Below are 4,735 nucleotides of genomic sequence, written 5' to 3' on the forward strand. Positions count from 1 at the left end.
TAGAACCTAGAACCTAGAACCTAGAACACTAAATTAACAAAAAAGTTAACTGCTTGCACAGTAAACGTGCAACCAACCTTGCGAAGCAAAGGTAGCCATGCTTTAATTAGCCAACAAAAAATAACAGCAATATATTTAAAAATAAGCTGAAAGTTTTAGAATTTAATATTATTTTGGGAATAAACAATGGCGCTAAGCTGTAAAACACTTGTAGCATCACTCACGTTGCTAACAATGACAGGTTGTACAATCATCCCCGGTAGCCATTTCGAAGGAATCGAATCGGGTGAACAAACAAAAAACCTTGAACAAGACCTTGAAAAAGTAAATATTCAAATTATTGACTCATCTTTAATTTATCAGCAAAACCAATCGCGTAAAAAAACTAAGCCACCTTCGAGCCTTGATGGTTTAAATGTTAGTGATTACGAATACATACTCGGTGTAGGTGATGTACTTACCATTGGTGTATGGGATCACCCAGAATTAACCATACCAGCAGCTGTACAACGTACCGCAGAGTTTGATGGCTTCCGCGTGCAAGCAGACGGTACCATTACTTACGCCTATGCACCCAATATTCAGGCTGCAGGCAAAACAGTACAACAAGTACATAGCGAATTGGTTAAGCGTTTAAGTCGAGTGATTGAAGACCCGCAAGTTGATATAAAAGTGGTTGGTTTTCGTAGCCAAAAAGCGTATGTCACTGGTGAAGTAACTAAGCCTGGTGTATACCCAGTAACCGAAATTCCACTCACATTGATTGACGCCTTGAACCAAGCAGGTGGTTTAACTGCAGCTGCCGATTGGCGCACGGTTACCTTTACCCGCGGCGATAAAACTGAAGTTATTAAACTTGATGATTTTTATGCACATGGCGATATTTCGCAAAACCGTTTGTTACAACATGGCGATATAGTGCATGTAAACCGGAATGATTTACAGCGTGTTTTTGTATTAGGTGATGTTAAAAAAGCAGGCTCTGTTGATGTGAACCGTTATGGTTTAAACCTTGCAGAGGCACTAAGTAATTCAGGTGGTTTAAACGAAAACACCGCCGATGCTAACGGCGTGTTTGTACTGCGTAAACGTAACCTTGAAACTGATGGTGTTATTGCCGATGTATATCAGTTGCACGCAAAAAATGTTGCAGCACTAGTGTTAGCAGAGCAATTTGAATTGCAACCACACGATATTGTATATGTAACATCGGCACCGCTTGCTCGCTGGAACCGTGTAATAAGTTTGTTATTACCGTCAATCGCGACAGTTGATTCAATTGATGGCTTAACAGCAACAAACTAAGGATAACGATGTTTGATTCTATCTTAGTGGTGTGCGCTGGTAATATATGCCGCAGTCCAACCGCTGAATACGTATTAAAGAGTAAGCTAGCCGGTAAAAATGTTAAAGTATCTTCTGCGGGTTTAACGGCGCTAGAAGGTAAAGCCGCTGATGCAACAGCAAAGCAGATTGCTGCAACTAATGGTATAAATATGGATGAGCACCAAGGTCGGCAGTTAACATCAAGCCTGGTTGCGCAAAATAGCGTTATTTTAGTGATGGAGCAACGCCACTTAACTGACCTGTGTAGCCGCTACCCAGAAGCGCGCGGTAAAACCTTTTTACTCGGTAAATGGTTAGGCGATAAAGAAGTGCCAGATCCATATCGGCAGAGTCTTGAAGCGTTTCAACACGTTTATGCATTAATCGACAGCGCCTGTAGCGCTTGGCAAAAGTATTTATAAGGATAGGCTAGTACATGAATGCTCAGCCCACTGCGTTAGCAGCAAACAAACAAAATAGACCAGACACACAAGCAAGCCAAGAAATAGACTTAATGGCACTGTTAGGCGCTTTGATAGATCGTAAATATTTTATAATCGCCTTAACAGCCGTGTTTATGGTTGTGGGTGTAATTTACGCGGTATTCTCAACCCCGATATACCAAGCTACTGCGATGATCCAAGTAGAAGAAAGCGGTGGCTCAGTGCCAGGTTTTGACGACATGGCAGGCATGTTTGAAAGTACCTCAGCTGCGGTAACAGAGATCGAACTACTTAAATCACGCTCAGTAATTGGTGAAGCAGTAGACACACTAAAGCTTGATCTAATAGCAGAGCCAAAATTATTCCCGTTTATAGGCAGCCGTGCTTTTCGTAAATTCAGCCCAATGAATGAAGGTGAGCTTGCCGAGCCTAGTTTTGGTGCTAGTTCATACGCTTGGGGTGGTGAGAGTATTGATGTATTTAGGTTTGATGTACCACGATCTGCTGTAGGTAGCGAGTTTACACTTGTAGCGCAAGAAAATAATTCTGTGGCATTATTAAATGACGAAGGCGAACAAATATTAACTGGTAAAGTTGGCCAAGAATTAACCAGCGGTAAATTTAACTTAACGATACGTGGTCTAAATGCCCGTGTCGGTACAGAGTTTAGCATTATACGTAAAGACCGTTTAAATACTATTTTAGATTTACAAGCTGCGATTGGTGCTAGCGAAAAAGGTAAAGACTCAGGTATTATTAATTTGAGCCTGCAGAGCGAAAAGCCACATTATGCTGAAAAAGTACTTGATAAAGTAGCGGCTATTTATGTACGTCGTAACGTAGAGCGTAATTCAGCCGAAGCACAAAAATCCCTTGAGTTTTTAGAAGTACAATTACCAGAGATTAAAAAGCAGTTAGAGTTTGCCGAGCAACGTTTTAACGATTACCAAATTAAACGCCAGTCAATCAATATCACCCTTGAAACACAAGGCGTATTAGAGCAAGTAGTAAAGCTTGAAACTAAACTGCAAGAGCTTGAGTTAAAGCGCCTTGAAATGAGCCGTAAGTTTAAAAAAGATCACCCAACCTACCAAGGCTTAATTGAACAAATTAGCGCGGTTAATGAACAGAAAAAAGAATTGGTTGGCGAAGTGGGCAACCTACCAGAGACACAACAAGAGCTACTGCGCTTAAAACGCGATGTTGAAGTAAGTAACCAAATTTACACCCTACTACTCAGTAAAACCCAAGAGCTTGATATAGTGCGTGCAGGCACAGTCGGTAATGTACGTATTATTGACTTTGCAGAGGTAAACACCTCAAAACCGGTAAAACCTAAAAAAGCATTGATTGTGGTTATGGCAACTATGCTAGGTGGCATGCTTGCAGTAGCTATTGTACTCGTACAAAAGGCCATGCACAAAGGCGTTGAAGATGCCAATGAGATTGAAGCAATTGGCTTACCTGTGTATGCCAGCGTACCGTACTCAGATTATCAAGATAAACTCACTGGCTTTAGCAAAGCGCTTAAAAACAAAGTGAATAAACCTAAATCAATATTAGCGCTTGATAATCCAGCAGATCTCTCAATCGAGGCACTACGTAGCTTACGTACTAGCCTGCACTTTGCAATGATGGAGGCTAAAAATAACCTAATTGCAATTTCTGGCCCAAGCCCGGGTGTGGGTAAATCATTTGTATCAGTTAACTTAGCTGCTGTATTGGCACAAAGCGGTAAAAAAGTACTGATCATCGATGCCGATATGCGTAAAGGCTACTTACAAACCCAGTTTGGCTTAAAGTGGGATGATGGTTTGAGTGACTACCTATCAGGGCGTTTAAACCTTGAGCAAGTAACTAAGCCAACCACTGTAGAAGGGTTGAGTGTTATTACCCGCGGGCAAATACCGCCGAACCCTTCTGAACTACTTATGCACAGTAACTTTAGTAAGTTAGTTGCAGAGGTAAGCGCAGCATACGATATAGTAATTGTAGATACACCACCTATTTTAGCGGTTACTGATCCGGCTATAGTTAGCGCTCATACCGGCACTACACTATTAGTAACGCGGTTTGGCCAAAACCATATTAAAGAAATAGAGTTGACCCGTAATCGCTTTGAACAAAACGGTACCGACGTTAAAGGCGTAGTGTTCAATGGTGTAGTTAAAAAAGCCAGTAACGCTTATGGTTATTACGGTTACTACAATTACGAATATAAATCGGATAAGTAAGAAAATAGGACCTAGATCCTAGTACGCTATGTTTAGCGTAGGAGCAGGCTTTAGCCGCGAATGGTTTCTCAGTGCAGCAAAGCGCTTCGGCGTTCTCGGTGGTAAAAAATTAAGTAAATTCACCATAGAGGACACTGAGTTCACGGAGGTAGAGACTAGAGAGCTAATAAATTAACTTTTATCTAGCTTTTCTCGATGTAGCGAACGCCTCGGTGGTAGAACATATTTTGCAGGCCGGGCTTTATGCCGCGTAGTTGTGATTAAAGTAAAAGAATCACCACAGAGATCACGTAGGAGTCGGCTTTAGCCGCGAATGGTTTTTCGATGCAGCAAAGCGCCTCGGTAGTATAAGTGTTTTGTAGGTGAGTGGCTTGCCACTGCGAAGTGATAATAAAGTAAAGATTCACCACAGAGAAAATAATAGCGCTTCATTTTTTGTTTTCTCTCTTCTCAGTGTAGCGAAGCCTCTCGGTGCTCTCGGTGGTAAAAAATGGTTTTGTATACGAGTGGTTTGCCACTGCGAAGTGATAATAAAGTAAATATTCACCACAGAGAACACAGAGTTCACAGAGGAAACAAAAGAGATTTGTTTTCTCTTTTCTCTGTTCAGCAAAGCGACTCGGTGGTGAAAATAGTTTTTGCTAGATTAATTAGCTCGCTGCTCGTTGCACAAAGCCCGTAGCTGTTTTTAAACTGATTAACCTAGAACCTAGAACCTAGAACCTAGAACCT

At 41.5% G+C, this 4,735-nt stretch carries 3 protein-coding genes; all 3 read left to right on the top strand.

Annotated features, from left to right (window positions below):
* The first annotated feature begins 186 nt into the window (after positions 1-186).
* From H5182_RS21780 to H5182_RS21790, 3 genes are read left to right on the top strand one after another with little or no spacing between them, the layout of a single operon-like run.
* A complete protein-coding gene (locus tag H5182_RS21780; protein ID WP_182760631.1) occupies positions 187-1,305 on the top strand; it encodes a polysaccharide export protein in 1,119 nt (372 codons plus the stop codon).
* Between the two features lie 8 nt (positions 1,306-1,313).
* On the top strand, positions 1,314-1,748 hold the full coding sequence (locus H5182_RS21785; RefSeq protein ID WP_182760632.1) for a low molecular weight protein-tyrosine-phosphatase: 435 nt from the start codon (positions 1,314-1,316) through the stop codon (positions 1,746-1,748).
* Positions 1,749-1,762: 14 nt separating this feature from the next.
* The gene (locus tag H5182_RS21790) at positions 1,763-4,003 is read left to right on the top strand and encodes a polysaccharide biosynthesis tyrosine autokinase (RefSeq protein ID WP_182760633.1); all 2,241 of its coding nucleotides are present in this window, start codon (positions 1,763-1,765) and stop codon (positions 4,001-4,003) included.
* Positions 4,004-4,735 lie beyond the last annotated feature (732 nt).

The sequence above is a fragment of the Pseudoalteromonas sp. SG44-17 genome (assembly GCF_014164235.1).
GTDB classification, from domain to species: domain Bacteria; phylum Pseudomonadota; class Gammaproteobacteria; order Enterobacterales; family Alteromonadaceae; genus Pseudoalteromonas; species Pseudoalteromonas rhizosphaerae.